This is a genomic window from Bradyrhizobium sp. Tv2a-2, assembly GCF_000472425.1.
Classification (GTDB): domain Bacteria; phylum Pseudomonadota; class Alphaproteobacteria; order Rhizobiales; family Xanthobacteraceae; genus Bradyrhizobium.
The window spans coordinates 88,584-115,496 of sequence record NZ_AXAI01000008.1; the positions used below are offsets into that span (position 1 = coordinate 88,584).

A 26,913-nucleotide genomic window follows, 5' to 3' on the forward strand; every position below is an offset into this window, starting at 1 on the left:
CAGAATAAGCGCTACCACCGCTAGTAGATCGATCTGCCGAGGATCGTGGCCACGACCCTTGATTTTCCACCACATTGTTGACCTCCCGAAGGAGTGTTTTTCAAAACAATGCGAGCAGCCCCGCGCGCGTTCCCCCGACAATCCAGCAATGCATGGCGTGCTTGAAAGCGGCGCAGCAAGATCAGGGCGCGTTGACGCCGCGCCAGCGCGCGTAGCGCCAGGGCAGGTACCAGCATGCATTGTGCGGCGGCGTCGATGGCACAAGGTCGATGCCGGAGGTGCCCCACGGCTGGCAGCGCAACAGCCGCGCCAGCGTCATCCAGCCGCCGGCCCACAGACCGAAGCGCTCGATCGCCTCGTCGGCATAGACCGAGCAGGTCGGCAGGTGACGGCAATTGTAGCCGACCAGGGGAGAGAGCATGTGCCGGTAAAGCCAGATCAGCGCGCGGCCCGCATTGCGAGGCAATCGCGCCAGCGCCTGCAAGGCATCGCGGTGATTGTGAGGTGCGCTGTTCATAGGCCGGCTGCTACAATCATAAGCGCACATCTGCGCGGTTCCTCGGCAGGGAACTGAAGTTCCTGATTTATCACCATATTTTTTGCAATTTTCACATGCTTTTTGCGGGCAGCGCAGCAAGTCGCTCTGGACGACGCGTAGTCCCCCGGATACCATTTTTATGAACGTTGTGTGAGACTTGCTGCTGGTCGATTGGGGCTTGGGGAAGGAACCGGTTTGACACGCTTGAAATCCTCAACACTTCGCACCTCGACCCTCCTGGGCGCGGCGCTCTTCACGCTTGCCCTGTTCACCTCGTTCCATCAGCTCGGCACCGCCTATGCGGGCACCGCGATGGAGGAACGCAAGCAGCCCATGAAGTTCGGCTGGGTCGATTGCCAACCAAATTGCCACGGCTGGGTCAGCGCGGTCGGCATCGTCACCGCAGACACACCGAAGGACTTTGACGATTTCGCGCGCGGGCGGCAGCTGGGTGGTGCCACCGTGGTGCTGGATTCCAGCGGCGGCTCGGTCAACGACGCCATCACGCTTGGACGGCGGTTCCGCACCCTCGGGCTGCTCACGACGGTCGGCGTCAGCGTGATCGCGCATTCGCAGCAGGGCGACCGCACCAGCGTGACGCCCGGCGCTTACTGCGAATCCATGTGCGTCTACCTCCTGCTCGCCGGTACGACGCGCTACGTGCCCCCGAGTGCCCACGTGCGCGTGCATCAGATCTGGATGGGCGACCGCGCCGACGACGCCAAGGCGGCCAGCTATACGGCGCAGGACCTTACCATCGTCGAGCGCGACATTGGACGTCTCGCCAAATACACTTTCGACATGGGCGGTGCGGGCGACCTGCTCGCGCTCTCGCTCAACGTTCCGCCGTGGGAAGATCTGCATGAATTGACGGCCGCGGAACTGCGGGTCACCAACCTGATCACCACAGACCAGATCGCCGATGTGCTGCCGCGGTCCGATCTGTCGGACAAGGTCGTGAGCCTCAAATCCAAGCCGGTGCAGGATCGTTTCGCCAGTGCGGAAACCGAGGCCACGGCACCGACCAAGACCGCGGAGGCGACCGCCGCCGTCGCGCCGGCGCCGACCGGCAAATGACCTAAAAGCATGATCCGGAAGAGTGTGCAGCGGTCTTCCGAAAAGGTCATGCTCAAATCAAAGACCTAAAGCGCGATGAGGATCCAACCAAATCTCACCGCGTTTTAGCCTTCCAAGCTAACCTTGGGCCGTGGCTGGCGCGCGCCCCTTGGCCTCGATCTGACCGATCGCGTCCACCACGGCATCGAAGGTCAGCATGGTCGAGGCGTGGCGCGCCTTGAAGTCGCGCACCGGCTCCAACAGCCCAATGTCGGCCCATTTGCCCTGCGGCGGGGCACCGTTCTCCTTGAGCATTTTGCGAACGGTTTCCCGCAACTCGCGGAGTTCGCTTGCGGTCGAGCCCACGACATGGCGCGCCATGATGGAGGAGGAGGCTTGCCCGAGCGCGCAGGCCTTCACGTCATGGGCGAAGTCGGTGACGACAGGACCATCCATCTTGAGGTCGACCTTGACCGTCGATCCGCACAGCTTGGAATGGGCGGTGGCACTGGCGTCGGGGGCGGGCAGGCGTCCGAGCCGCGGAATATTTCCCGCCAACTCGATGATTTTCTTGTTGTAGATATCGTTTAGCATGGCGGGTAGGTCTTCCGCGAACGCAGGGATACGGCCTTGGCGGCCGGGGTTCATGGTCCTATATATGGGCGGGTACGGTGCAAATACAGCCTCAGCTGTATCTCAGGCGTCCGGCGGAAACCCGCCCCGTCTGCCGGTGACACTCCGGTCTTTGGATAAATCGACCGGTCGAACGGAGTTGACATGGACGCATTGATCAAGCCAATCCGCCCCAACAAGCCCTCTGACGGTAAGCTGCCCGAAGCGCGGCCCGGCGAGCTCGATCCTGCCGACTTCATGGCGGCCGCAGTCCGGCCAGACCAGCCGCGCCCATCGCGGGCGGAGGCCGAAACAGCGGTACATACCCTGCTGGCCTATATCGGCGAGAATACCGGCCGCGAAGGCCTTCTGGACACGCCGCGCCGGGTGGTCGAGGCGTTCGACGAGCTTTACCAGGGCTACCACCAGTGCCCGGCCGAGGTGCTGGACCGCACCTTCGGCGAAACCGCCGGCTATGACGATTTCGTGCTGGTCCGTGACATCGAGTTCACCTCGCAATGCGAGCACCACATGATGCCGTTCTACGGTAAGGCGCACATCGCCTATACGCCGGTCGAACGGGTGGTGGGCCTGTCCAAGCTGGCCCGGCTGACCGATATTTTCGCACGTCGCCTGCAGACCCAGGAGCATCTCACCGCCCAGATCGCTGCTGCCATCGACGAGGTTCTCAAGCCTCGCGGCGTTGCGGTCTTGATCGAAGCGGAGCATACGTGCATGTCGGTGCGCGGCGTCGCCAAGCACGGCGCGACGACGTTCACCAGCCGCTTCACCGGGATGTTCCGCGACAATCCGGCAGAGCAGCAGCGTTTCCTGTCCATGGTGCGAGGGCCGCACCGCTGATCCGCCGGCCCTCGCTTTTGAATGAGTGAGGGTTTGTCGTGTCGTCCACATCCGCTGCCGTCGATGAGCGCGAGGAGGGGTTGAGCTTTCAGCCCAAATTCGACGCAACGGGACTTCTGACCTGCGTCGCGACGGACGTGGCCACGGGCGAATTGCTGATGGTCGCGCACATGAACGAGGAAGCGCTGCGCAAGACCATCGAGACCGGCGAGGCCTGGTATTTCAGCCGCTCCCGCAAGGCGCTGTGGCGAAAGGGTGAGACCTCAGGTCACGTCCAGCGCGTGCGTGAGATTCGCACCGATTGCGACCAGGATGCGGTCTGGATCAAGGTCGAGCAGGTGGGCGCGGCCTGCCACACGGGCCGCCGCTCCTGCTTCTACCGAAAGATCGAGACGGCCGAGGGCGGCCCGCGACTTGCTTTCGCGGATGCCGAGCGGCTGTTCGATCCGGGCGCAGTGTACAAGACCTAGCACCCGCTCCCCGCACGCGACGAAATTCCACCACATTCCAGACCGGAGCAACCTGGCGCATGACATCTGCGTGCGGCATCGATTTTGGCACCTCGAACTCCTCAGTCGGCGTCTGCGACGCGCAGGGGGCTCGTCTGCTATCCATCCAGCGTGCCGCAACGTCGGTGCCAACGGCCTTGTTCTTCAGCTTCGACGACGATTCGACAACCTTCGGTCATGAAGCGCTCGAGCGCTATTTCGCGCGCGAGCCGGGCCGCTACCTGCGTGCAATCAAGAGCGTGCTCGGCGCCAAGCTTTTCGAGGAGACAACGCCGGTCAAGCTGAAGCGCTACGCCTTCGGCGAGATCATCGCGACATTTCTGCGTTTCCTGCGCACGGCGGCTGCGCGAAGCCTCGGCGCGCCGCCGACCAGCGTCGTGCTCGGCCGTCCGGCGTTCTTTGTCGACGACGACCCCGAAGCCGATGCTGCGGCGGAACGCCAGCTCGAGGCGGCTGCGCGGGCGGCCGGCTTCGAGAGGATCGCCTTCCAGTTCGAGCCGATCGCGGCGGCCCTCGATTATGAACAGAGCGTCGATGCCGAGGAGATCGCGCTGGTGGCCGACATCGGCGGCGGCACGTCGGATTTCTCAGTCGTGCGGGTCTCTCCCGAGCGTTCGCGATTGCGCGACCGGCGCGAGGACATTCTCGGATTCACCGGCGTCCACATCGGCGGCACGGATTTCGACCGGCAGTTGGGACTAAAGAGCGTGATGCCAGCACTTGGCCTGCACAGTCCGCTTCGCCGCAAGGGGCTGGATGCGCCGTCGTGGTACTTTTCCGACCTCGCGACCTGGCACAGAATCAATTTCCTGTACGATCAGAAGGTGCTGACCGAGGTGCGCGGCGTTTTGCGCGATTCCGCGGAGCCGGAGAAAATCGAACGCCTGCTGCGCGTGCTCGAGCAGCGGAAGGGGCACGAGCTGTTGGCGGACGTCGAATCTGCCAAGATCGAGCTGTCGCGCGCGGATCTCGCCGAGCTCGATCTGGACGATAGCGTCGCCGACATCTCGCTCCAGATCACCCGAAGAGAGCTCGATGCGGCCGTCGCCGACAGCCTGCGGCGGATACGATCCCGCATCGATGATGTGCTGCGGATGGCCGGCCTCACGCGGGACTCGGTATCGGCCGTGTTTCTCACCGGCGGTGCCACCAGGATGCCTGCGGTGCGGAACTGCATCGCCGCTGCAGTGCCGACTGCGCGGCTCATTGCAGGCGATGCCTTCGGGAGCGTCGCGACGGGCCTTGCGCTGGACGCCGCCAAGCGATTTGCGTAGAGCGTTTTCGAGCGAAGTGGACACCGGTTCGCGTGAAGAAAACGCGTCAAAACAAGAATCCAGAGCTTCGGTTCTGATTCAATCAGAACCGAAAATGCTAGTGGGTGACGGGTCGGGTCCGGGCCCGCACCGATGCGCGCCCTGGAGTGACGCAGCCAATGGCCGACTTTAACCCGGCATTAACCATAACCATCCCAGTGTGCGGGCCAATTGAGGCGCCAGAACGGGGCACCAGGGAATGTCGGTCGACACGTCAAACGCCACGGCCGCGACAGGTCTCCCGCGGGTAAGCGGCGCGATCAAGCAGGCTTCCAATTCGACTGGCGCGAGCTTCGAATATCTGCTGGCGACTGCCAAGATGGAGTCGGATTTCAATCCGAGCGCGGGCGCCTCGACATCCTCGGCACGCGGCCTCTACCAGTTCATTGACCAGACCTGGCTTGCAACCGTCAAGGAAGCCGCCGGCGAACTCGGCTACGGCCAATATGCCGACGCCATCACCAAGACCTCGTCCGGCGAGTATGTGGTCGGCGATTCGTCGACGCGACAGGCGATCATGAAGCTGCGCGACGATCCGGCCGTGGCTTCCGCCATGGCGGGCGCGCTGACCCAGTCCAACAGCTTTCAGCTGACCGGCATGATCGGCCGCCGGCCGACCGACGGCGAGCTCTATATGGCGCACTTCATGGGGGTCGGTGGCGCTGCCAAGTTGATCACCAGCGCCGAGGACAATCCGCAGGCCAATGCGGCGCGGATGTTCCCGAGCGCGGCCGCCGCCAACCACTCCATCTTCTACGATCGCTCAGGCAATGCGCGCAGCGTTTCGGACGTCTATTCGGTCCTGAACGCGCGCTATGCCGGCGCGGCCAATTCGTCGGCCACGCAAGCAGCCCTCGCAGTGTTTGGCAGCGGAGCCTCGGCGAGCGCGTCGGTATCGGGCTCGGCTGTGACGCCCGCGGTCGCGAGCGCCGTCTATCTCTCGACATTCCCCGACGTCCATGCGTCGGCGGCCGCATCGTCGGCGAATGCCAGCAGCGCCGGCAACCCGCAGCCGAACGACCCGATGTTTCGCTCGCTGTTCCAGGCCGAGGACGGCGCGCAAACCGTATCTCCAACGGTTCAGGCACTGTGGGGCAAGTCGTCCTCGCTCACTTCGAATGCCGCCGCGAGCGGGCCCGCCAGCGCGGCGTCCAGCGGCAATACCAGCGCGGCGCCGCTCGACCTCTTCAGCGACCGCAACGGTACGTTCAGCGGCTAAAGCGCGATGAGATTTGGTTGAATCGTCATCGCGCTTTAGGTCTTTGATTGAGCATGATCTTTTCGGAAAACCGCTACGCACTTTTCCGGATCATGCTTTAGCCGCTCGGCCAATGGCCGATCCGCGCCCTTAACAAAACGTCAATAAAACCAGTCGGTTATGGTGAACGCTTTGTTAAGCGTCGTGGTTTACTTTCTCTTGTCATGGCCAACGCGCCTGCTCCGCGCCCCACGCGGAACAGGTGGCGTCGAGAGGCTGTATGGGTTTGGTTGCGTAGGCCGGAAAGACAATGATCGTTCGGCAGTTCATCAATTGGATCAGGACGGCTTCCGCGGGCGAGCGGGCGGAGGCGACGCGTTCCCTGGCGCGGGCCTGGTTGATTTCCGATCTCTCCGAGGACGACCGCGCGGCGGCCGAAGGCGCGCTGCTCATGATGCTGGACGATCCGTCGCCCCTGGTGCGCCAGGCCATGGCAGACGTGTTTGCGCGCAGCGCGGAGGCGCCGGCGGCGATCGTTCAGGCACTGTCGCAGGACCAGTCCTCGGTCGCGCTTGCCGTGCTCGAACATTCGCCGCTTCTGATCGACGCCGATCTTGTCGATATCGTCGCGACCGGCGATTGCGAAACCCAGTGCGCCGTGGCCCGACGCGTCAGGCTGCCGGTATCGGTCTGTGCCGCGATCGCCGAGGTCGGCAGTGCGGCGGCTGCGCTTGAATTGATCGAAAACCCCTACGCGGCGCTTGCGCCGTTCTCCTGGGACCGCATCGTCGAGCGGCACGGTCATCTCGCCGCCATCAGGGAATCCATGCTGGTTCTGGAGGGGTTGCCGGCGGCGACGCGTGCAGCCCTCGTCGCAAAATTGTCGGAGACGCTGGCGCAGTTCGTGGTCGCCAGGAATTGGCTGAGCGCCGACCGGGCAGGTCGCCTCACCAGCGAAGCGCGCGACCGCTCGACGCTGAACATCGCGGCGTGCTCGGGCGGCGAGGACATGCGCGGCCTCGTCAGCCATCTGCGCCAAACCGGCCAGCTGACCGCGGGACTCGTGCTGCGCGCGCTGCTCTCGGGCAATCTCGAATTGTTCGAGGCCGCGCTGGCTGAATTGTCGGAGCTGCCACAGGCGCGCGTGGCCTCGCTGTTGCACGATCGCGGCGGCGCGAGCCTGGAGGCGCTGCTGCGCCGCGCCGGCCTGCCGGAATCGACCTTTGCCGCCTTCCGCGTCGCGCTCGATGTCTGTCACGAGATCGGTTTTGCGGACTCCGCCGGCACCGCGGCGCGGCTGCGGCGGCGAATGGTGGAGCGCGTACTGACCCAATGCGAGACCGACGGCAGCGCCACCGAACAGCTCCTCATCCTCTTGCGCCGCTTCGCCACCGAATCCGCCCGCGAAGAGGCGCGCTTGTTCTGCGAGGAATTGCTGTCGGAGGAGGCGATCGCGCCGCTGCACCACGACCTGATCGCGGCGTAGTCGGACATCCGCACTCCGCGTCATCCCGGCGAAAAGCCGGGACCATCATCACAGGACCTTATTGTTGTAAGGGGTCGCAGCCCCGGGCACGTGATGGCCAGGCTTGTGCCGGCCATCCACGTGTCGCCGTGAAACGTGATACGCAGCAAAACCACCGACGCCATTCGACGCCACGGCAGGTAATGGCCCGAAGCTGCCGACCCGGCATGTCTGCTCCATGTCCGCTCATGCGGGCGGCGTGAAGCGGACTCGATATGCTCAAACAGAGTTCTTCGGGTTGTGACCCAAAGCGACGCAGTAAATGCGCAATGCGAAATGAGGCGCCGAAAATGGCGAGCGCCGCCAGCTCAATCAATCACAATTTGCCCAAACAGCGACTCCGGCCGGAGCTCAAGCCCGCCAGCGGAAAACGGCCGGTCGCTAACCAGCAACAGCATAAGGCAAACGCCGAGAGCCGTCGATAGGATGAACAAATTCACGGCCATCGCGTGCGGCCGCTCGATGTGCACGATGCCGACGGTCACAAGCATGAGCGTCGCAAGAACGAGAATGACAATCCACTGCATGGGCAGCACAGAAGCCTCGCTGAGCAAAATGCGATTCCGCCTTGCGTCGAGAGCTTGCTCGATTGCAACCATTGTGCGTTGCTGCGCGATCTGCTGGCCGGGATTTTCCGGCACAAAGGACAATAGCGCCGACATCGCGTCGGTGAGTCCCGGTACGGAGGTTTGCATTTTAGCGCTGCCGCTCAGCATGGCGGGCCATGCGTCTTCTTTGGTGAATTGCAGGTACTGGCCGATGGCGTTGCGTATCTCGGTCTGCGGATTATGCGGGAACCTTTTGGCCAGTGTCACAATTTCCTCGATGTTGCGGGCCTCATCCCTGACGACGGCATTGGCGTGATCCAAATTGATCCATATCCGGGACGCGACGAACGCGAACACAAGCCCGGTAAGAACTGACAAGGGCGTCAACATAACAGGTGTTGTCGCCTTCAACTCGTTCGCGATGCGTTTTGAAACCAATACTTGGGCGATTACGAAGACTATAGCCGCGCAGAGATAACACGCTCCGAAGGCAATGAGACCGATAACGGTCGCCGGTTGCGATTCAATCCATAACAGCAGGCGATCGAATTCCATGCGGCTTCCCAAAACAGCTGTCTTTCACAACCGCGATGAACCGCGACAAGCCATTACTGACGTAACACGCGCGCCTCACGTTCACTACGTATCCGTCAAATTCAGCGCGCGGTCAACCAGTGCGTGCGATGTCACGCAGATTTTGTCGTGAGGGACGCCAGCAATTCGCGAACTGCGAAATGGAGATGCTTCCAACCTCGTTGGGTCCTTTCGCTAATTGACATCCCGCTCACGGAGTTCAACCAGTCGATCATCAAGTACCCGAACATCAAACGTTTTCCGGGCGGAGCCTCAAACGACATGATCCCGAACCCACAGAATCCGGAAAATCCGCTGCCCCATGATCCCATGAAGGTATCAAAGACTATTGGAGCTGGAGGCGGCTAGATACGTAGCACAGGACTGAACGGATTCGGTGCTTGGCCGCACCTGGTGGCCCAGCATTTCTTGTGCGATGCATGAGTCGGCTCCTGGCCCAACCCGGACCCACGGGGATGTCCGCTTTTGCCCCGCTAATGGGGGGAAAAGCTGACATCAATTCTGCCTCCTCTGACCCGCTTCGGTCTGCCCGGCGAGCGAGTTGCACGGATTTCGGCAGCGGACTCGACATCCTTCCGATCCGCAATCAAAGCGCCGAGGGACGAATAGCCCTCTCTACCCATCCTCCGATTTCGCCAATGGCGGAGCAACGGCTGCGCGAGTAACATGGTCACACTGGACCTGGACGGGTTCTTCTGAACTTCAAGAAGTCAAATGGAGGAATGGCAATGTCGGTCCCTTGCAGGTTCGAACGGAGCCTTCTCAGCCACGAAGAATATGAGACGATCCGGCTCACGCACCATCCCGCCATCTATGACGTCGAGGCGGCTGAGCTTGAGGCCATGCGATCCCGCTTGCGCAAGATGCGCGATAAGGAGCGAACGCTCGGCCGACAAAGGCGGCGCGAGGAGCGCGGAAAAGCCGAGGCTCGCGGAGCAAGCTTTCCAGGGACCGCCGAGCATGCATCACAACGCAAACAACTCTTCGCCGCGGCGCTGAAGCGAGTGAACAAGGAGCACAGGCGACTTCACAATCTGGCAGCTCGGACCGCACATGTCGAAGCGGCCCGAAAGACTCTCGCGCTGCATCGAGCCGCGAACTTCATGACTTATCCACCTGCCGGCGCTACCGCGAACGAAGGCATGGTGCCGAAGGCGAGCCTACGCCGAAGAAAGATCATTACAGGCGCAAAAATCGGACGAGTGTCGCAGTCGACAAGAGTTGCTCAAGCGGTGCGCGACGCGCGAGGTGTATGAGCCTTAAGCCGACCAACGTGCCGATTGGTCGATACGCGACGCGTGGCCCCTTTTTGATCAAAGGAGGGCGTAATGTCGCCTTTTGGTCCCTAGGCGGCGGTTGGGGGATGTCTGCTATTCCGCCGCTGTCAAGAGTAAGCGGACATCCGGCGAACGGACCGATATCGAGGCTCGTGATCCAACTCTGCCCTCTTCGTCATCCCAACAGCATGCATGCGAAGGGATCATTGACCGGGCGATTGGATTGCGCCGGCGTGCGCAGTTCAGGCGTCCAACGAATTCCGTGATTCCGCGCGTCCGCCCGAATTGTAGGTTTGGCGACAGCCGCTGAGGCTGGGGTAAGTGCAATGCTGCTGAACGCGAAAATTGCAAAGGCGAGAAAAGCGCATCGAAACATTTCGATTCTCCCTACGAGTGACAATGAGTTTGCTAACAGCGTCGTTTCTATGAGAGACACGCGGTGATGGCGAGAAGCAGATTGGGGGCCGAACTCTCCTGCAAACACTGAGACCGGCATCCCCGCGCCGAGAAAAAGAGCAATGACTTTGACCGTGAGCATTCGTAATCCCCATTAGAACAACCCCCGGCGCACTGAACCCTGATCCCGAATCGTTTCAGCCCGTCTTCGCCCAATTAGGAAAATGGTTCGTGCTTATTTCGTCGGAGCCGGCGCCGCGCAATCGGTTCACCGGCCCGTGAGTGTGGGAGCCCAATTGGGGCGGTTCGGAACGTTCCCCGTCGACGCGTGACGGACCTAACCGGTCGGATGGAATTGCGTCTGATGGTTTTGGAGAAGGCCGCCGCAGCTGAGACAAATCAGCGGATGATCGTGCGTCGGCGCTGCTTCAAAGAGCGCCGACGAAAACGCTCCTTTGTTGCGGTGCATGTGTCCGAAAGTGGACCCACATGCGAAGTCCGGCAATGTCCGCGTCCCCGCCGCTATCGGGAGCATGGCAGACATCAGGTGCGCCGTGATTTATGGGTACGCGCCCCAGCTCACTCGCCCGGCACGATGCTCGGGGCGAGGATGGCTTCGAGGTGCTCGGGCCGGTCGCGGTTGGCGTGGGCGAGATATTCGTCGGCGACGCGGCGCAGCCGCCGGCTGAGTTCGGTGGCCACCATCGTCGCGTCGAACTTGGTGTGATCGTTCACGATCGCCTGGATCGCGTTGATGTGGTGCTCGATGAGCTCCGATGGCACCTTTTTCAGGTCGGGCGCGTGTTCGATGACCCGGCACAGGCTGTCGGCGACGGTGCCGGCATGGAAGAAGCCGAAGGTGGCGGCATCGCCTTTGATGTCGTGGGCGGCGCGGAACAGCTCTTCGCTCGCTTTCTGGTTGAAGCCGTCCTGGCGAATATGCGCATATGCGGCCGAAAGCCGGTCGGCTTCGGCGAGCATCCAGCCCTTGAACTCGCCAGAGAGCCCCGCGAGCGCCTGCTCGGCACGCGCCACCGGATCGTCGGAGTCCTTTTCATCCTCCACGCGCCGCAAGACCGTGCGCAGCGGGTTCGGTTGAGTGATGACGTGATGCGTCGCGAAGGCTTTGACTTCGATATCGGACGGCTTGTTCTTGCCCATGGCTCTCGGACTCTCTCGCCGCTAGATAGAGGATTTGGCCTTGTCGAGCAGCGAGGGCTGCTGCAGCACTTCCACTTCGCCGCCGACACGGCGCTCGGGACCGATATAGGCCGTGCTCGTATTGCGCCTCCGGTCGGGGCCGAAATAGGTCTTGGTCTTGATGAAGGGGCGGGGATTGGCGACCACGTTGAGGATGCGCTGATAGAGCCCCTTGGCCGAAATCGGCTTGGCCAGGAATTCGGTGACGCCGGCGTCGCGCGCCACGGTCACGCGCCGCTTGTCGGAATGTCCGGTCAGCATGATGATGGGGGCGTAGGGATTGCCCTTGGATTCCGGCTGCCGGATCATCTGCGCAAGCTCGAGCCCGTCGAAGATCGGCATCGCCCAGTCGGTGATGACAATGTCGGGCACATAGTGCGTGTACATTTCAAGCGCGGTCGCGCCGTCCTCGGCCTCATAGACTTCGCGCGCACCGAAGGAGTGCAACAGCGTGCGCAGGATTCTTCTCATATGCGGATTGTCGTCGCAGACGAGGAAGCGCAGCTTGTTGAAATCGATGCGGAACATGGCCCGGCCCTGAAACGCTGAACGCGCGACGTCGTGTGTCGGTATATTGCCGTTAACCATATGGGCCGGTGGTTAACGAACGGTTGCGGCGCGGAACTAACTGCGCAGCAATTTCAGTTGCCGAACTGCTCCCGCAGAATGCGCTCCTCAAGGCTGTGGCCGGGGTCGAACAGCATCCGCATCGAGATCGTCTTGTCGGAGAGCACCTCGACGCGGCGGACATCGCGCACCTCGTCGTGGTCGGCGACCGCGGCGACCGGACGCTTTTCGCCTTCGAGCACCTCGATGGTGACATAGGCCGTGTTCGGCAACAGCGCGCCGCGCCAGCGCCGGGGGCGGAAGGCGCTGATCGGGGTGAGCGCAAGCAGCGCCGCGTTGATCGGCAGGATCGGGCCCTGGACCGAGAGGTTGTAGGCGGTCGATCCGGCTGGCGTCGCCACCAGCACGCCGTCGGCAATCAATTCCGGCATGCGCTCCTGCTCGTCGATCAGGATACGCAGCCGCGCCGCCTGGTAGGTCTGGCGGTACAGATAGACTTCGTTGAAGGCGTGGTGGACGTGGATCTCGCCCTTGTTGTCGGTGGCGCGCATCAGAAGCGGATGGATCACCGACTCCCGCGCGGCTGCAAGCCGCGTGCGCAGGTCGTGGCTCGAGAACTCGTTCATCAGAAAGCCGACGGTGCCGCGATGCATGCCATAGATCGGCCTGCCGGAGCGCATGTGCTTGTGCAGCGTCTGCAGCATCAATCCGTCGCCGCCGAGCGCGACCACCACGTCGGCTTCCTCGGGCGCGCAATTGCCGTAGATCTCGGTCAGCTGCACGAGCGCAGCCTGCGCTTCGGGCACGGTGCTCGCGACAAAGGCGATCCTGTCATATCGCTTGGGCTTACTCATGAACTCGAGGCTCGTTGCAGGCGCGACAAGGGGACTGGGCCCGCGTCGTCTATACACCCGTGCCGCCCTTGTCGAGGTCGCCGGCCTTGCTTTCGCGTCAAACAGAGTAAACGGCCCCGTTCGCCAGCGGCAGCTTGCGCGATTTTGATGGGGGGCTGCCGCCCGCCTGGCTTGCCGATACCGTGGACATGTCGCAATTTCGGGCTAGAAACTCCGCAAATAATGCTGTCGCCCGCGAAGGACGTGGGCCTTTGGCCTATCGGCGGGCGTTGGGAGAAAACAAATCATGCGCATCGTACGACCCATCGTCCTCAGCCTCCTGATCCTGCTCAGTGCGGCGGTCGCCAGCGTTCGCGCCGATGATGCTGCGCCCGAAACCCCCGCCGCCGCCGCGCCGACCGGGCAGAAGGGCGGCGGCGCACGCGCCGCCAATGCACCATCATCGGCGACGACGGCCGAGCAGCACAAGCTGCCGCCGGATTCCGTGACCAAGCAGACGCTCGATCTTCCCGGCCGCAAGCTTGCATTCACCGCCACGGCCGGCTCGATCCGTCTGTTCGACGACAAGGGCGAGGCTCAGGCCGATATCGCCTACATCGCCTATCAACTCGACGGCACCGATCGCGCGAGCCGCCCCGTGACCTTTGTCTTCAATGGCGGCCCGGGCGCGTCCTCGGCCTGGCTGCAGCTCGGCAATAACGGGCCCTGGCGGCTCGCGCTCAATGGGGATGCGGTGACGCCCTCGACCTCGCCGGACCTCAAGCCCAACGCCGAGACGTGGCTGGACTTCACCGACCTCGTCTTCGTCGATCCGGTCGGGACCGGCTACAGCCGTTTCGTCGCACCCGGCGACGAGGTGCGGAAGAAATTCTATTCGGTCGATGGCGATGTCGCCTCGATCGCGCTGACGATCCGCCGCTGGCTGGAGAAGAACGATCGTCTATTGTCACCCAAATATGTCGTGGGCGAAAGCTATGGCGGCATCCGCGGTCCGAAGGTCGTGCGCAACCTGCAGATGCAGCAGGGGGTCGGCGTCAGCGGGCTCATCCTGCTCTCGCCGGTGCTCGACTTCCGCGAATTCTCAGGCTCCAGCATTCTGCAATATGTGTGGAGCCTGCCGAGCTATGCGGCGGTCGCGCGCGAAAAGGAAAAGCCGGGCGTCACCCGCGCCGACATGAAGGATGTCGAAGCTTATGCGCGCACGGATTTCCTCGTCGACCTCGTGAAGGGCCAGGTGGACGTGGATGCGACCAACCGGCTCGCCGACAAGGTCGCTGCGCTCACCGGTATCGACCAGGCGGTGAGCCGCAGGCTCGGCGGCCGTTTCGACGTTGCCGAGTTCCGGCGCGAATTCGACCGTCGCAACGGCAAGGTGACGGGGCGCTATGACGCCTCCGTGCTCGGCACCGATCCCTATCCGGATTCGAGCTTCTTCCACTTTGGCGATCCTTCCGGCGACTCGCTGCAGGCGCCACTGACCAGCGCGGCCGTCGATTTGATCACCCGTAAGCTGAATTGGCGGCCCGACGGTTCGTATGAGGTGTTGAATCCTGCCGTCGAGCGGGCCTGGGATTTCGGCCGCGGCCTGCAGCCGCTGCAGTCGGTGACGGAACTCAGGCAGATCCTGGCGCTCGATCCGAAGCTGAAGGTCCTGGTGGCGCACGGGCTGTTCGATCTGGCGACGCCCTATTTCGGCTCACAGGTGGAACTCGACCAGCTGCCGCCCTTTGCCGCGCGCGTCAAGCTCGTGGTCTATCCGGGCGGGCACATGTTCTATTCCCGCGACGCCTCGCGCCAGGCCTTTCGCGGCGAGGTCGAGGCATTGATGAAGTGACGAAACGGCGTTGCCGTTCCGTCATTCCAGAATGGTGCGCAAGCACCAGACCTCAGATAAGCTGGAAAGATAAGCTGGAGATTCCGGGTTCGGCTCTCACGAGCCGCCCCGGAAATCAGTACACCAGGCCCGTGCCCGGCGGCTGCTCGAGCGCAGCTGCAAGCGAGCGATACTCCTCGCTGTCCTTGCCGGCCAATTGGGCGATCTTGCTCAGGTGGTATTCGGCCTGGTCGCGGTTACCCTGTTCGACCTGCCACAAGCCGTAATACTGCCAGGTCTTGACGTGGTTCGGATCCGCCTGCAGCGCGCGCTCGTACCAGACCTGCGACAGCTTGTAGTCGCCGAGCTTGCGGTAGGAGTAGCCGATCAGGTTGGCGACGGCGGCGTTGTCGTCATGGCCGAGCGCCTTGAGCTGATCGATTGCGCTCGCATAATCGTGACGGTCGTAGATCGTGGTGTAGGCCGCGCGATAACCGTCCTTGAACTGGGCGTATTGCCTTGTATCGGGCAGCGAGCTGCCTCTCTTCTTGTCCTTCTTGCTCGAAGCAGGCGGAGACGGATTCTCGTCGCTGGCGGCATAGACCTTTGTGATGATCGGCGCCGTCGCCAGTGCCATCGACAATGTTGCAAGTGTCAGAAGCCTGGCCGCAGATTTTCGCATGCATCTTCTCCTGTTGAGATCGTGAGTTCGGTGAACCTGCCCGAAATCAGGACCTTTGGATGTTACCCCAAGGCCTGCGGACAGGAACCTCCCTTGCTCAGAAAAATTCCCGACACCGGCTTTTATTTGTCGGAGCCTTGCCGTTCCAGTGCTCAAACGTTGCAGCTGAAATGGCCAGAATAAACGAATTGTCATCGAATGAACGAATTGTCATCGAGATGAACGAAGTCCGTCTGTTCGTTTCAGAACGGGTTCAGCGTGGAACGCTTAGGCTCAGTGCCATGATCGACGAGTCCGGCGCGTCCGGTACCTCGATCGTCGAGCACAAGGAGACAACCATGCTGAAGACGATTTCCGCAGCCCTGATTGCGACCTCATTGATCGCGGCGCCGGCGCTCGCCGCCAATTCCGGCACCACCACGGGCACGGCGAATACGACCAACCAGTCGAAGCCGACCGCCGATACGAGCACCCCCGCGCCGAAGGCCGCCAAGGTGACCTCGGCCAAGGGCAAGAAGCTGCACACGAGTGCCAAGGCGAGCCATCATCACACCAAGAAGATCAGTCTGCACAAGACCCATTCGAAGACCCCTGCCTAGGTTGCTTCGAAGGTCTCGACCAGGCCGGTCGCATCAGCCTCCAAGCGTGGCTGACAAGGCGTCCGCCCCGCGCGGCTGATCCGTTGCCCCTTCCGCGCCGGCGGTGTCAGGCCCGGCTCGCTCCATCCGTCCCCGGGGTGGAAGCGGGCCGGGCACTGTTTTTGGATAGTCTGAAAAGCCGATTTTCTTTTCGTCGCTGACGGTTTAGAAGGCCGCCCATCGTGCGCGAGACCTTTGAACCTTTCAGAACACGAGTTGCACTTGGTTAGACCAGCAAGGCTCCTTGCCATCCTGTTGCTGCCGCTTGCACTTGCGGCTTGCTTCGGGAGCGATGAGAGCGGGCCGCCTTCATTCATGGAAGATTCCAGCGCCCCGCAGCCTTTTCCCGAGAACTACCGCACCGAGCTGCTGGCATTCATGAAAACCTATCTGAACAACCCGGTCGGCGTGCGCAATGCCACGATGGCCGATCCGGTCCAGCGCACGGTCGGGGGCAGGGTCCGCTATGTGAGCTGCCTGCGCTTCTCCGAACCTCAGTCGGACGGGAGCTATCGCGAGCCGCGCGAGCGCGCGGTGCTCTTCATCAACGGGCGGCTCGATCGGATATTGCCTAACACGGCCGACGCGTGCGCCGGCGTCAACTACGCGCCGTTCCCGGAACTGGAAAGAATGACCCGGTAAATCGGGTCGGGAACCGGACGCGGAGCGCCGCAATAGGTTCAATTTTCCGAGAGGACTGAACTGGCCCGCAACCCTGTTCGACAGATAAGGGCGGGAGATCGTTCGCCGTTTGCGAAAAATTGACGTGGGATGGAACAAAAGCGCGCTGTTGCCGCGCCGTCGCATTCGGAAACGATCACAGCTGCGGCACCGCCACCCGGCAACCAAATTGGGGCCACGTTGTTTGCTAGGGTGCCACCGCATAAAGGGGATTTCGATGAAAAGACTTCTATTTGGCGCGGCTGCCTTGATCGTTTTTGCAGGCCCCGTCATGGCCGCGGATATGCCGGCGCGCACCTATACCAAGGCGCCCGTCTACACCCCGCCGCAGGCGATCTATAACTGGACCGGCTTCTATGTCGGCGGCCATATCGGTGGCGCCTGGGCCGGCGACAACAGCCTGACGAGCAATGACGGCCGCTTCCTCGGCGGCGTGCAGGGCGGTTTCGATTACCAGTTCGCGACCAACTGGGTGGTCGGTGCCGAGGCCCAGTACAGCTGGCTGACGAACGGCGGCTCCAGCGTCGCGTTTCCTGGCGCAGGCTTGATCACCAGCAAGAACGATCAGATCGGCTCGGTGACCGGCCGGTTCGGCTACACCTGGGGGCCGGCACTGCTGTACGCCAAGGGCGGTTATGCCTGGCGTGACAATCAGAACATCGGGGTGAGCGTCGCCGGCACACCAGCGGCCTTCACGACCGACGGCAACCACAAGGACGGCTGGACCGTCGGCGCCGGCCTCGAATACATGTTCGCGCCGAACTGGTCGGCCAAGGCGGAATACCAGTATTACAATTTCGGCAGCACAACCTTCACCAGCGGACCGGCGCCGATCGTCGGCAACCGCTATCGCGACGACGATCACACCGTGAAGGTCGGCGTGAACTATCGCTTCGGTTGGGGCGGCCCCGTTCAGTCCAGATACTGACGCGCGACGTTCTTCAACTTTCTCGAATGGCACGGGCCGGCTTGATGCCGGCCCTTTCATTTGGGCCACGCGCTCACACTGTCAAAAATATTTTCAGGAATCGCGAAACTTTCGTCACGTTTCGGTTATTATGTTCCAGCCGGGCAGGTGGATTACAAAACATGCGTATCTTGGTGGCGATGCTGATCGTGTCTGCGGTCGCGCTGCCGTGCTCGGGGCGGACCATTCTCAAATCCGAACCGCTGGTGCTGGCGCCTTATGAGGTCGCCTATGTGCAGGATATGTCCTGCCCGGCCGGCAAGGTTCTGAAGGTGACGGGGTCGATCCGGGGACTGCATCGCAAGCGGGAGTGTGTGGCACTTTCGGGCGACCAGGCCTCACTCGCGGTCGCGGTGCCGTAGCGGCTTTCTCGCCTCGCGGCTTTTGTTCGGCAGAACCGATCGATGGACATCCGGGCTAGAACTGCGGCTCGCGGTCAGCCTCGCGTTCGGCGTCGGCTCGATTTTGCTCAGGATCCTCCAGCGGATCCGTCGGGCAAGGGCGGATTTCATAGTCGTTGTCGAGCAGAGGGTGCGGGTTCGCCCCGTCATCTTCCATTGCGACGTCGACCACGAGGCCGCTTTTGCGGGCAAGCTTCCAGACATCTGCCTCGGTCGGGTAGGACTTGCTGATTTTAGCCCCATCCGAAAACAGCGCATAAGGCATGGTTTGGCTCCCTATGAGCCCGGTTCAACGCTGGCCCGGCGTTGGGGTTCCGCGACGGGTTGGGTGCCGGCGGGCCTGGTTTCCGGCGTGCCTTGAGTCCTTAACGAGGCGTAAATCTCAAGAAAAAGAATCCCCGAGACTCCGCGGCCAGAATCGCTGGATGGTTCTGCCCATGGGAACCATGCTCCATACATTTTGTGAGCGCGCGCAGTTCACCCTTGCAGTGGGGCTGCTCGCCGCCTGCGCTGCGAATGTTGCACTGGTGTGGGCTTTTCTCTGATCTATGCCGGACGTGGCCCGAGGCCGTGCCTCAAAGCATGATCCGGAAAAGTGTGTAGCGGATTCAAAAAAGATCATGCTCGATCAAAGATCTAAAGCACGATGACGCAACCAAATCTCATCGCGCTTAGTCTCGCGGGCGGGGTGGCGGCGGCCCATCCTCGATCGCGGCGCGAAGCCGGGCCAGCGTGGCACTGAAATACTCCTCGCGCTCCCGGTTGAAGCGCTCCTGATGGGCGCGAAAGCTCGCGATCCGGCTCTTCAGCTCGCGCTGAAAGTCGCTCGGGACCACTGGCCGCGGCGCCGCGGAAGGCGCCACGGGAACAGGCTCAGGGTTCTTCAGGGTCTCGGCTATGGTCGGGAGTGCAGGCGATGCAGCGGCAGGTGCGCGCGATGGTGGTGGGGGAGGCTCCGGCACAACCGAGGGCAACGGTTCACCGGCATCCTTCCTGCCGGTAACCGACTGAACAAAGGCCAGCGTCTGCGCGATCAACGCGTCGCGTTCTCGCATCCACTTCATGGCACACCTCAGCGAGGCCGATTGCAGCAAAGCGGAACGGCTGAATCAAGAGAGTTGTCAGTGTGTTGCCGGTGCAAATAGCAGTTTAGGTTAAAGGTGATAATTTTGCTACAAGGGTGCGGTAAAAAATTACCGTGTCGCGGCTGGGCTCCGCGTGCGGCCTGATGAATGCCGGGAGGTTGCTCTACTCGCCGTTCACCCGGCCCGCCGTCATGATGGCGCGGTCGGCGGAATCGCGCGGCGTGCCGTGGTTGATCAGCGCGAGCGGGGCGCCGCGGGGCGGACCAGCAGCGCCTCCAACCCTTGCGGGGGCGCAGCCGGCATGGGGATGCGGAGATCCTCGGCATAGAACTGTGCCGCCCGTACTGCGGAAGGCCTCGACGGCGCGAGCTGCAGAAGCGTGAAAGTGCCGCGCTGCGCGGCATGACGCACGAAGTATCATGACGCTCGAAGCCTCACGCCGCCCGGCGCGCGGCGCCGGACAGCAGCGCCATCCGCCGCCGGCATTCGGCGGCGAACGACTTCAGCCGCTCGACGGTGAGTGTGTCGGTGATGCACATCGAAAGCCGCTCGGCGCGTGCTGCCTGGTCGCGGAGATTGTCGATCTCGTCCATGCCCCGTCTCCTTTGGCAGGGACAATTTGAAGCGAATTGCTTCGTTCCGACAGTGCTGCGGTCATGGCTAATGGCCGGTTAATGGGTCTGCGATGAGGAGCCCGCGTTCTTCGCGTGAATCGCAAACGCGCGAACGACAGTTGGAAGGGCCTCGCGACGAACAGGAGATGTTGGCGGATCGAGCGGGCGGGCTGACGGCGAAAGCGATCGGAAAAAACATCTCCGTAGGACTACGAGGTCCGCGTCCCCCGAGCTGCGAATCACTTAAGCTACACGCGCTGTACCTTGGAAGGTGGGCCCATGGCCGACACTTTGGAGCGAGACGTACAAGCGTTGAAGGAGTGGTTGCGGCAGGCCTGGAGCTATCTGGCGCATGCCTCGCTCACCCGCTTCGAGCGGCAGGAAATCCGCAACCAGATCAAGCAGACGGATGCCGAACTCAGGAAGTGCCTGCAGAGGATCGCGGCACAGAACCAGGCGCGACACGGCACACAAGCCGCGCACTTGCAGACCTCGTCGCGACCGGACTTTCGGATCTTCAATATTTGAGGGGCTGCTGTTTCCGCCATCCGGACGGCCCGGCCGAACTGTTGCCGGAATTGTCCCGAAGGGTCGGGCTATGCGCAAGCTTGGGATTGCAGCAGCCCTGTTCTTGATCGCGCCATGCGCGGCGGCGGCAAAGACCGCTGGTATCGCGACGATGGAGGACGCGGTTCGATTCTTTGACCGGCAATGCGGGGCCGCCCTCCTGAACGATATTGCATCGGCAAATGCAGCAGCGATTGCACCAGGCCGTTCCCGGCTTGCTGTCCAAGAAGAATGGGCCGCGTTCGCGCGGTAAACCAAACGTCAGCGGCACATGAACCCGAAGCCTCCTGACCTCGTTGAAATAGATCGACCATGAGCAAATACTGAAGTCGAAGCTCGGCCCGGTCGAGCTTTTAGAGTTCAAGAGGGTTCGCATGAAGCCACACGTCATCTGCCTGATGGCCTCCAGCGTCGACGGCCGGACACTGCCAAGCCGCTGGCGGCCGAAGGGAGCGGCGCGAGATCTGTTCGAACGGGTGCATGACGAACTCGCGGGCGACGCCTGGCTCGTCGGCCGTGTCACCGGCCAGGAGTTCGCAAAGGGCAAACCTTATCCCGCCTCGACCAGGGAGACCTTTCCTCGCGAGGCGTGGTTCTCGCGGCGCGACGCGAACGCGTACGGCGTGGTGCTCGACGCCCATGGCAAGATCGCGTGGGGCCGTCCCGACATCGGCGGCGATCCGATCGTCGTCGTGCTGTCCGAGACGGTTTCGGACGCCCATTTGGCGGGCCTGCGCGGCGAGGGCGTGTCCTACATCTTCGCCGGGAAATCCGAGCTTGATCTTGCTCTCACGCTCGACATTCTCAATCGCGAACTCGGCGTGAAGCGCCTCCTGCTCGAGGGCGGAGGCGGCGTCAACGGCGCTTTTCTGCGTGCGGGGCTGATCGACGAGCTCAATCTGATCCTGTGTCCTGCTGTGGACGGCGCGAAGGGAGCGCCAAGCGTCTTCGACTCCTCGGATGCCGAAGCCGATCAGCCGGCTCCGGTTACGGCACTGACGCTGGAGGGCAGCAAGGCGCTGGATGATGGTGCTATGTTGCTGCGATATCGGATCCAGAACTCCGGCTCCCAATCAACTCGCGGATAGAGCTCCGGCATGATCCGGTCGCAGGCAGAACATATCGTCGTCATCGGTGCGGGCGCGGCGGGGCTGATGGCAGCCCGCGAGCTTGCGCGCGCGGGCAAGAGGGTGACGATCCTGGAGGCGCGCGATAGATGCGGCGGCCGCATCCACCCGCTTTCGCCTTCGGAATTCGGGTACAGGGCGGACGGCGGGGCCGAATTCGTCCACGGCGAGGCGCCCGTGACGCGAGCTTTGCTGCGCGAGGCCGGATTGTCGCTCCTGCCGTTGAGGGGGGCGCGATGGAACGTGGATCAGCGAGGCTTCTCGCAGGACGAAACGCGTGCCAGCCACACCGAGCGCCTTCACGAGGTCCTCGCGGCATTGGAGGCCGACCTCACTGTCGCTGATTTCCTGAAGCAGTATTTCGCAGGTCCCGAGTACGGCGAGCTGAGGCATTCCGTCCAGAGAATGGTCGAGGGCTACGATGCCGCCGATCCGGCGCGGGCAAGCGTCCTGGCGCTTCGCGACGAATGGATGAATAGCGGACGCAGCATGCAGGCGCGCATTGTCGGCGGCTACGGCGCCCTGATCGATTTCCTGACCGCCGAGTGCCGCAAGCACTGCGCCGCTATCCATCTTGGTGCCGCAGTCGGCGCCATCGAAACGGCCGAAGGCCGCGCCTTGCTCCGTTGTGGCAACGGCGAGACCTACACGGCCGATACCGTTGTCATCACCGTGCCGCTTCCTCTCCTGCGGGAGATTGCGCTTCCGGCCGAGGCTCATAACCGGGTGGCGGCCGCCGCCGATATCGGCTTCGGCAACGTCATCAAACTCCTGCTCCGCTTCAAGTCCTGTTGGTGGGTCGACGCCAAAGGCAACGACCTTTCCGACCTGTTGTTTCTTCTGTCGGACAAGACGATCCCGGTTTGGTGGACACAGCGTCCGGCTGAACATGCCGTGCTCACGGGCTGGATCGCCGGTCCCAAGACGCACGCCTTGGCCAATTTCGACGAAAGCGAGCTGATCGAGAAAGGTCTCGCCTCGCTCGCCGATATTTTCGGGCTCTCGCCGCAGCGGTTGATGCAAGACATCGTCGCGGCGCGGGCGATCAATTGGGCCAACGATCCTTTCGCTCGCGGAGCCTATTCCTACGCCACGCCGGACACGCGCGCGGCGCAGTCCACACTGGCAAGCCGTCAGGGTGCCATTCTGTTTTCCGGCGAAGCCGTCTACCGCGGCCCGGACATGGGAACGGTCGAGGCTGCGCTGGCGAGCGGCCTGGAAGCGGCGCGGACCATCCTCTGAAGCTACTGGCCAACTCCAATAATCAGGCCGACTGCGAGCAAATCCGGCTCGCGCGCGGGGCAGAGAAAAGAGAAACCCCGGCCTCGTCATGCCGGGGCTCCGAGTTGTCGGACGACAAGGAGAGATCAGTATCCGGCGACGGCCGGCCCTTCCCAATGAAACTTGTAGTTCACGCCGACCATGGCGGAGATGATCCGCGGGCGGTCGTTGAGGACTTCGAGCGGCACGCCGGCAGGAGATTTATAGTCGTGCGCGGCGCTGTCGTCGTCGGTCCAGACATAGTTGGCTTCGGCGAACACCGACCAGTTGGGCACGAACATGTATTCTAAGCCGATGCCAGCGGTGATGCCAGGATCGGTGAACTTCGCGCTTTCGACCAATGCGCCGCCAGGAGAGAACACGCTGTTTTTGTTAGTCTGGAAGGCGGCGCCGACCTTCACATAGCCAAGCAGCTGCGGCGTCCAGAGATAACCGATCCGGCCGGTTAGCAGATAGAGCTGTTGCAGATTGTTGGCCTCGGTGAACGCGGGGAAAGCCGGAATGCTGTGGCTGCCCTTGACGCTGCCGAACTCGAACTGCGACTCGACGCCGAACACCAGATTAGTGGTCTGGAAATCGCAGCCGACCTGGGCGCCGCCCATGAAGCCCGAGTCGTTCTCGCGGCCGAAATCGTCGAGTGTTGCAGTGGGCGGCGCCGTATCGATCAGCACGCGCGTCGTATCCATTCGGTTCCAGGCGCCGCCCGCGTTGCCGCCTACGTAGCATCCGCTCCAGTTGTACAGCGGGACCGGCGCCGCGCGGGGTGCTTTCATCGGAAGATCGGCCGCCGAAGCGACGCTGCTCATGCCGATCCCCAACGAGGCCGCAGCCGCAACAATCAATTTCATCCGTCGACGCATCTATTCCCCCTGCACGGCGCTTTGCCGGCTTCATGCTGACCTTGAAGGGATTATGAGTGAGCCGTTGGATAATGCGATGTGGGACGGCATAGGAATCGCTTGCAGAGCGTATTTTCCCGATGTGCGTTGCAGCGTCGTGACATCGCAAGTCGCTCAAAAAAATATACGGAGAATATCTTTTCCTGCTGACGATCGTCCCGCTGCAGGCGGGAACGTTTGTCACTGCATATTTTCCCGAACGAACTCCAGTCGTCGAACGGGAAGCGTTTGCTGCACGTTTCGTCAGCGAGCGCGGCTCGAACGTCGCGCACGGCGAGATTCGGATCGGAGTCCATTATTTCTATACGCATGTCGAGAGGGTGGTGCTGACGACCTTTCAACCCTGATCCAGCAGCGTCCAACTTGACGATCACGACGTAGCAGAATCTGCGCGGCGAACGCAGGAGCGTGCACGCCCATTCTATGCCGGTGTGGCTTCGATTCGGCTTTGCAACCGGTAGCCAACCCCGGATTCCGTAATCAAGAGACGTGGATGATTGGGATCCGCTTCGATCTTTTGCCGCAGCTTGCGCACGAGAATACGCAAATATTGAATATTGTCGCGCTGATTTCCCGTCCAGATCTCCTTGAGCAGCTGGTCGTGCGTCACAACCAGGCCGACATGCATTGCTAGAATGTGGAGGAGGCGATACTCCTTGCGCGTCAGCCTCACCGTGTTCTGGTTCAGTGCGACCGTACGGGTGGCCAGATCGACCGACAACGGTCCGGCCACGACGACGGGGTTCTCCGTCGCAGTCTTGAAATAGCGGCGCAACGCAGCTTCGCTGCGTGCAAGCAGTTCGGCCATGCCGAAGGGTTTGACGACGTAGTCATCGGCGCCCGCCTGAAGCAGCCGGACCTTTTCGTCCTCGCCGGCGACAACCGAGAGGATGATCACTGGAACGTTCGACCACGAGCGGATCCGCTCAAGCAGGTCGATCCCGTGAAGATCTGGCAGATTGAGATCGAGGATGATGATATCGGGCGGCCTGAAGGTCGAAACCTTGAGGGCTTCGGCTGCGTTTTCTGCCTCCAGCACCAAATAGCCGTTGAGTTCGAACCCCGCGCGCAGAAAGCGCCGGATCTTCGGTTCGTCGTCGATCAGCAATACGACGTTGGCGGGCTTACTCATGGTCCAGCGCACTGAGGTCGGAGAGGTTTAATTCGGAAGCGGGCAGGGCGATGGAAACGGTCGTTCCCATACCCTGGCCGCGGCTTGAAACGCTGACAGTGCCGCTGTTCGCCTTGACGAAGGTGGAGGCAATCCAGAAGCCGAGGCCCGATCCTGGCGTGCTCGCCCGGTGGCGTTCGCTACGGAACGAGCGGCGCCCGAGCTGTTGCTGCTCGTCCGGCGTAATGCCGATGCCCTGGTCGCTGACGGAAAGGATCACCCACGCGGGATCGGCTTGCACCTTGATCGTGATGAGCGATCCAGAGGGAGAATATTTGGCGGCGTTTTGCAGAAGCTGCGCGCAGGCCTCCTCGACCAGGCCAGAGTCGATATTGATCAGCGGCAGGTCCTCGTCCAGAACGGAGACGACCTTGTGGGCGGCGAGACGTCGGGCCGTTCGCTTCAGCGCCGCATCGATGATGTCGCGGGGATCGGTCCACTCGAGGCGCGGCTTCAGCCCGCCGGCGGTGACACGCGTGGCCTGAAGCAGGTTCTGGATATAGCTGTCGAGTTGCGCGACCTCTTCGGAGATTGCTTCGACCAGCGAGCGGGCCTGTAGATCCTTCTTGACGGTAGGAACTGTCGCCAGCACGGCCGCCGAACCTTGAATGGCTGCAAGCGGCGAGCACAATTCGTGCGACAAAGTACCGTGGAACGCGTCGCGCAGGAGCTGCGCCTGCAGATGCAGTCGCGCGTGTTCCATCGCCTTGCCGATGTCGAGCCGTTGCAGGGTCAGCGCGATTTCCTCGACAATCGCCTCGACGCGCGCGGTCCTCGCCCTGATGGCTTCGCTCGAGCCGGTGCCGATATTGATTGCGATCACCCCGTGCACGGTGGTTTCGGTGGAGACCGCGCGCAACAGCCAGACCTCCGCGGTAGCCACGTTGACAATGGTCCGACCGGGCGCGCCGGCCACCGCAGCCATCGACGCCACGCCTTCCAGCACCGGCTTCGGCGCGTTGCGTGATTCAGGCGGTCCGAAATGGCTATCGGGCGTGGCGACGAAAAAGGCGGCCTGCGGCCCGAGATTGCGCGACAGATAGTCGTGGATTGCCGACACGAGGTCGTCGATCGTGAAACACGCGGCGAGACGCCGGGAGAATTCGTAAAGCTTCTGCATCTCCTTTTCCCGCCGACGCAAGGTGTCGGTCTCGCGCTTCAGCCGGGAGGCAAGATTGCTGCTGACCAGTGAGACCACAAGAAACAGCAGGAGGTCGGTGACTGCCTCCGGGCTCTCGACCTGGAAGCTGTAGATCGGCGCAAAGAAGAAGAAGTCCGCCGCTGCCATGCTGGCGATGGAAGCGAGGGTGGCGGGCCAGATTCCCCACTGGGTCGCTGCGACCATCACGGGAATGAGGTAGGTGACGGGTACGAGCGCGACCGCAACCTTGGCGCCGACCATCAGGAGGGGCGCGGTCACAAGCGCCACGCCGACGAGTGCCATGATCAATGGCAGGACTTCCGCGCGAAAGAACGATTCGGGCGCCTCCTCGAAGCGCGCACGGCGACGGTCTTTTTGGGCCGGGCTCGTTCGCTTCCCTGCGAACATCGCAACCAGAGCCGAGTCATAGATCAAGCGAACCACTTTCGTAGAAAAGGACATCCGACGCCCGACCGTCCAGCCCGGCGAGGAGCCGAGGACAATTGCCCCATCAACTTCCAGCGGTCTCAGGCGCTATACGCCTGCCCAAATGGCCTGCCACTGCCGATCTTTTTCGGCGGTGTCTCTGCGATCGATCGTCCCATGTGACTGACTACCCGGTGAAATCAGGATCGTTCAAAACGCAGTAGAAAATCTATGCTGCTGGCAAGACCGGCAAATATAAAAATAATAGTCGCGCGCCGCGATCTTACGGCCGTTGACGTGGGTGGCTATCGCCGATCACCGGCGGGTTTTGCCGGCCGAATACGTACCTGCGTTGAGGTCCGAGCGAACAGG

The 26,913-nt window shown here is 62.4% G+C and carries 30 protein-coding genes; 15 read left to right on the top strand and 15 right to left on the bottom strand.

The features are described 5' to 3' along the window. Positions 1 to 181: 181 nt before the first annotated feature. The gene (yidD, locus tag A3AI_RS0117815; RefSeq protein WP_024516896.1) at positions 182 to 517 is read right to left on the bottom strand and encodes a membrane protein insertion efficiency factor YidD; all 336 of its coding nucleotides are present in this window, start codon (positions 515 to 517) and stop codon (positions 182 to 184) included. 216 nt (positions 518 to 733) lie between these two features. Here yidD and A3AI_RS0117820 point away from each other — a divergent pair, with 216 nt between their 5' ends. Further along, positions 734 to 1,615 carry a COG3904 family protein gene (locus A3AI_RS0117820; protein ID WP_198030138.1) on the top strand — a complete coding sequence of 294 codons (882 nt, stop codon included), beginning with the start codon at positions 734 to 736 and terminating at the stop codon, positions 1,613 to 1,615. A gap of 117 nt (positions 1,616 to 1,732) precedes the next feature. Here A3AI_RS0117820 and A3AI_RS0117825 read toward each other — a convergent pair whose 3' ends face one another. Then, the gene (locus A3AI_RS0117825) at positions 1,733 to 2,188 is read right to left on the bottom strand and encodes an iron-sulfur cluster assembly scaffold protein (protein ID WP_024516898.1); all 456 of its coding nucleotides are present in this window, start codon (positions 2,186 to 2,188) and stop codon (positions 1,733 to 1,735) included. A gap of 183 nt (positions 2,189 to 2,371) precedes the next feature. Here A3AI_RS0117825 and folE point away from each other — a divergent pair, with 183 nt between their 5' ends. The 5 genes from folE (at position 2,372) to A3AI_RS0117850 (ending at position 7,573) form a co-directional block, all read left to right on the top strand. Further along, entirely contained in the window at positions 2,372 to 3,067 is a 696-nt protein-coding gene (folE, locus tag A3AI_RS0117830; RefSeq protein WP_024516899.1) for a GTP cyclohydrolase I FolE, read from the top strand. Positions 3,068 to 3,105: 38 nt separating this feature from the next. Continuing rightward, positions 3,106 to 3,537 carry a phosphoribosyl-AMP cyclohydrolase gene (gene hisI / locus A3AI_RS0117835; RefSeq protein WP_024516900.1) on the top strand — a complete coding sequence of 144 codons (432 nt, stop codon included), beginning with the start codon at positions 3,106 to 3,108 and terminating at the stop codon, positions 3,535 to 3,537. A 59-nt stretch (positions 3,538 to 3,596) separates the two neighbouring features. Continuing rightward, positions 3,597 to 4,850, top strand: coding sequence for an Hsp70 family protein (locus A3AI_RS0117840; RefSeq protein ID WP_024516901.1), 1,254 nt, complete (start codon positions 3,597 to 3,599; stop codon positions 4,848 to 4,850). Positions 4,851 to 5,088: 238 nt separating this feature from the next. Next, complete coding sequence (locus A3AI_RS0117845) at positions 5,089 to 6,108, top strand: transglycosylase SLT domain-containing protein (RefSeq protein ID WP_024516902.1); 1,020 nt, start codon at positions 5,089 to 5,091, stop codon at positions 6,106 to 6,108. 289 nt (positions 6,109 to 6,397) lie between these two features. Beyond that, entirely contained in the window at positions 6,398 to 7,573 is a 1,176-nt protein-coding gene (locus A3AI_RS0117850) for a DUF2336 domain-containing protein (RefSeq protein WP_024516903.1), read from the top strand. Positions 7,574 to 7,920: 347 nt separating this feature from the next. On the opposite strand, the gene A3AI_RS0117855 is transcribed toward A3AI_RS0117850, so the two are convergent. Next, positions 7,921 to 8,715, bottom strand: a complete 795-nt coding sequence (locus A3AI_RS0117855) for a bestrophin-like domain (RefSeq protein WP_024516904.1) — start codon at positions 8,713 to 8,715, stop codon at positions 7,921 to 7,923. 893 nt (positions 8,716 to 9,608) lie between these two features. Between A3AI_RS0117855 and A3AI_RS42965 the strand changes: the two genes are divergently transcribed. Next, positions 9,609 to 10,010 (top strand): hypothetical protein, encoded by a 402-nt coding sequence (locus A3AI_RS42965; RefSeq protein ID WP_245286913.1) that lies wholly within the window; start codon positions 9,609 to 9,611, stop codon positions 10,008 to 10,010. Positions 10,011 to 10,206: 196 nt separating this feature from the next. Here the strand turns inward: A3AI_RS42965 and A3AI_RS47670 are convergent, their stop codons facing one another. The 4 genes from A3AI_RS47670 to A3AI_RS0117890 form a co-directional block, all read right to left on the bottom strand. After that, positions 10,207 to 10,569 carry a hypothetical protein gene (locus tag A3AI_RS47670; RefSeq protein ID WP_156927836.1) on the bottom strand — a complete coding sequence of 121 codons (363 nt, stop codon included), beginning with the start codon at positions 10,567 to 10,569 and terminating at the stop codon, positions 10,207 to 10,209. A gap of 437 nt (positions 10,570 to 11,006) precedes the next feature. Further along, positions 11,007 to 11,588 (bottom strand): Hpt domain-containing protein, encoded by a 582-nt coding sequence (locus A3AI_RS0117880; RefSeq protein WP_024516906.1) that lies wholly within the window; start codon positions 11,586 to 11,588, stop codon positions 11,007 to 11,009. A 21-nt stretch (positions 11,589 to 11,609) separates the two neighbouring features. Further along, positions 11,610 to 12,155 carry a response regulator gene (locus tag A3AI_RS0117885; protein ID WP_024516907.1) on the bottom strand — a complete coding sequence of 182 codons (546 nt, stop codon included), beginning with the start codon at positions 12,153 to 12,155 and terminating at the stop codon, positions 11,610 to 11,612. Between the two features lie 113 nt (positions 12,156 to 12,268). Next, positions 12,269 to 13,048: an NAD kinase gene (locus tag A3AI_RS0117890; RefSeq protein WP_024516908.1), complete on the bottom strand. Its 780-nt coding sequence runs from the start codon at positions 13,046 to 13,048 to the stop codon at positions 12,269 to 12,271. A 286-nt stretch (positions 13,049 to 13,334) separates the two neighbouring features. Here A3AI_RS0117890 and A3AI_RS0117895 point away from each other — a divergent pair, with 286 nt between their 5' ends. Next, entirely contained in the window at positions 13,335 to 14,882 is a 1,548-nt protein-coding gene (locus tag A3AI_RS0117895; RefSeq protein ID WP_024516909.1) for a S10 family peptidase, read from the top strand. 115 nt (positions 14,883 to 14,997) lie between these two features. On the opposite strand, the gene A3AI_RS0117900 is transcribed toward A3AI_RS0117895, so the two are convergent. After that, positions 14,998 to 15,543, bottom strand: coding sequence for a tetratricopeptide repeat protein (locus A3AI_RS0117900; RefSeq protein WP_024516910.1), 546 nt, complete (start codon positions 15,541 to 15,543; stop codon positions 14,998 to 15,000). Between the two features lie 281 nt (positions 15,544 to 15,824). Here A3AI_RS0117900 and A3AI_RS0117905 point away from each other — a divergent pair, with 281 nt between their 5' ends. From A3AI_RS0117905 to A3AI_RS0117920, 4 genes are all read left to right on the top strand, one after another. Further along, positions 15,825 to 16,142, top strand: coding sequence for a hypothetical protein (locus A3AI_RS0117905; protein ID WP_036048680.1), 318 nt, complete (start codon positions 15,825 to 15,827; stop codon positions 16,140 to 16,142). 288 nt (positions 16,143 to 16,430) lie between these two features. Continuing rightward, positions 16,431 to 16,823: a hypothetical protein gene (locus A3AI_RS0117910; protein ID WP_084800976.1), complete on the top strand. Its 393-nt coding sequence runs from the start codon at positions 16,431 to 16,433 to the stop codon at positions 16,821 to 16,823. Positions 16,824 to 17,079: 256 nt separating this feature from the next. Beyond that, on the top strand, positions 17,080 to 17,790 hold the full coding sequence (locus tag A3AI_RS0117915; protein ID WP_024516913.1) for an outer membrane protein: 711 nt from the start codon (positions 17,080 to 17,082) through the stop codon (positions 17,788 to 17,790). 161 nt (positions 17,791 to 17,951) lie between these two features. Continuing rightward, the gene (locus A3AI_RS0117920; protein WP_024516914.1) at positions 17,952 to 18,191 is read left to right on the top strand and encodes a DUF6719 family protein; all 240 of its coding nucleotides are present in this window, start codon (positions 17,952 to 17,954) and stop codon (positions 18,189 to 18,191) included. Positions 18,192 to 18,246: 55 nt separating this feature from the next. On the opposite strand, the gene A3AI_RS0117925 is transcribed toward A3AI_RS0117920, so the two are convergent. From A3AI_RS0117925 to A3AI_RS48780, 3 genes are all read right to left on the bottom strand, one after another. Beyond that, on the bottom strand, positions 18,247 to 18,495 hold the full coding sequence (locus A3AI_RS0117925) for a hypothetical protein (RefSeq protein WP_024516915.1): 249 nt from the start codon (positions 18,493 to 18,495) through the stop codon (positions 18,247 to 18,249). Positions 18,496 to 18,901: 406 nt separating this feature from the next. Continuing rightward, the gene (locus A3AI_RS0117930) at positions 18,902 to 19,294 is read right to left on the bottom strand and encodes a hypothetical protein (RefSeq protein ID WP_024516916.1); all 393 of its coding nucleotides are present in this window, start codon (positions 19,292 to 19,294) and stop codon (positions 18,902 to 18,904) included. 455 nt (positions 19,295 to 19,749) lie between these two features. Further along, on the bottom strand, positions 19,750 to 19,908 hold the full coding sequence (locus tag A3AI_RS48780) for a hypothetical protein (protein WP_198030139.1): 159 nt from the start codon (positions 19,906 to 19,908) through the stop codon (positions 19,750 to 19,752). A gap of 300 nt (positions 19,909 to 20,208) precedes the next feature. Here A3AI_RS48780 and A3AI_RS0117940 point away from each other — a divergent pair, with 300 nt between their 5' ends. After that, positions 20,209 to 20,457 carry a hypothetical protein gene (locus A3AI_RS0117940; protein ID WP_024516917.1) on the top strand — a complete coding sequence of 83 codons (249 nt, stop codon included), beginning with the start codon at positions 20,209 to 20,211 and terminating at the stop codon, positions 20,455 to 20,457. Here the strand turns inward: A3AI_RS0117940 and A3AI_RS47675 are convergent. Then, positions 20,447 to 20,872, bottom strand: coding sequence for a hypothetical protein (locus A3AI_RS47675; protein ID WP_156927837.1), 426 nt, complete (start codon positions 20,870 to 20,872; stop codon positions 20,447 to 20,449). The two genes, A3AI_RS0117940 and A3AI_RS47675, sit on opposite strands and share 11 nt — an antisense overlap. Here A3AI_RS47675 and A3AI_RS0117950 point away from each other — a divergent pair. Both A3AI_RS0117950 and A3AI_RS0117955 read left to right on the top strand, forming a co-directional pair. After that, entirely contained in the window at positions 20,871 to 21,584 is a 714-nt protein-coding gene (locus A3AI_RS0117950) for a dihydrofolate reductase family protein (RefSeq protein WP_024516919.1), read from the top strand. The genes A3AI_RS47675 and A3AI_RS0117950 overlap by 2 nt on opposite strands. Positions 21,585 to 21,596: 12 nt before the next feature. Further along, the gene (locus tag A3AI_RS0117955; protein WP_024516920.1) at positions 21,597 to 22,865 is read left to right on the top strand and encodes a flavin monoamine oxidase family protein; all 1,269 of its coding nucleotides are present in this window, start codon (positions 21,597 to 21,599) and stop codon (positions 22,863 to 22,865) included. A 125-nt stretch (positions 22,866 to 22,990) separates the two neighbouring features. Here the strand turns inward: A3AI_RS0117955 and A3AI_RS0117960 are convergent, their stop codons facing one another. From A3AI_RS0117960 to A3AI_RS0117970, 3 genes are all read right to left on the bottom strand, one after another. Then, positions 22,991 to 23,710 carry an outer membrane protein gene (locus A3AI_RS0117960; protein ID WP_198030140.1) on the bottom strand — a complete coding sequence of 240 codons (720 nt, stop codon included), beginning with the start codon at positions 23,708 to 23,710 and terminating at the stop codon, positions 22,991 to 22,993. Positions 23,711 to 24,224: 514 nt separating this feature from the next. After that, positions 24,225 to 24,911, bottom strand: a complete 687-nt coding sequence (locus tag A3AI_RS0117965) for a response regulator (protein ID WP_245286914.1) — start codon at positions 24,909 to 24,911, stop codon at positions 24,225 to 24,227. Positions 24,912 to 24,927: 16 nt separating this feature from the next. Next, complete coding sequence (locus tag A3AI_RS0117970) at positions 24,928 to 26,550, bottom strand: DUF4118 domain-containing protein (protein WP_024516923.1); 1,623 nt, start codon at positions 26,548 to 26,550, stop codon at positions 24,928 to 24,930. Positions 26,551 to 26,913 lie beyond the last annotated feature (363 nt).